Source organism: Neisseria sp. P0021.S006 (assembly GCF_051956895.1).
The window spans coordinates 1-511 of the sequence record NZ_JBQCWZ010001064.1 but is presented as its reverse complement, the minus strand read 5'-3'; the positions used below and the strand labels follow the sequence as shown (position 1 = coordinate 511).

Sequence of the window (511 nt, the reverse complement as noted above, 5' to 3'; positions counted from 1 at the left end):
GTGAAAAGAAGGCCGTCTGAAAAACGAATATTAAAAGTTTTTCAGACGGCCTTCTTTTCTTTTAACTTTCAACATATCCCGATAAAATGGACACTTTGTAAGTGATCATTGATGGAAGACGCAATTATGGCAACCGAACCGAAAAATTATGCACGATTTAGAAAATAATTTCAAACAAAACAATATATTAAAACTCAAACAAATCTTTCCCGAAGTCTTTTGCGAAGACCAAATCGACTTTGAGAAACTCAAACTCGTCCTTGGCGCAGAAAACCTTGCCGGTGTGGGCGAACGTTATCAACTCGATGCTGTAGAAACTAGTAGCGTTGTTTACAGTATTTCCAGGAGAATACTGAAACATGAACATGCACAAAAACACCTGTCTCACCCCGTCTCTGGATTTGGATATCCTCAACGGCATCATGCGCCAAGCCGTGTTGCAGCAGCTGCAAACCTACTTGGGCGCGGACACCATCATCGAAACGCACATCACCCGCGACATGCTCGAACG

General features: G+C 42.5%; 1 protein-coding gene and 1 pseudogene. One reads left to right on the top strand and one right to left on the bottom strand.

The window, feature by feature from the left end; genetic code table 11:
* Positions 1-187: 187 nt before the first annotated feature.
* Positions 188-361 carry a DNA topoisomerase gene (locus ACTHUM_RS18740; protein ID WP_079454256.1) on the bottom strand — a complete coding sequence of 58 codons (174 nt, stop codon included), beginning with the start codon at positions 359-361 and terminating at the stop codon, positions 188-190.
* Positions 362-383: 22 nt separating this feature from the next.
* Here ACTHUM_RS18740 and ACTHUM_RS18735 point away from each other — a divergent pair.
* Positions 384-511: pseudogene (locus ACTHUM_RS18735) on the top strand (aminotransferase class IV); the annotation flags it as partial.

Coding starts and splice junctions, on each gene's coding strand:
- ACTHUM_RS18740 (WP_079454256.1), bottom strand. CDS start 361: ATGTTTCAGTATTCTCCTGGAAATACTGTAAACAACGCTACTAGTTTC.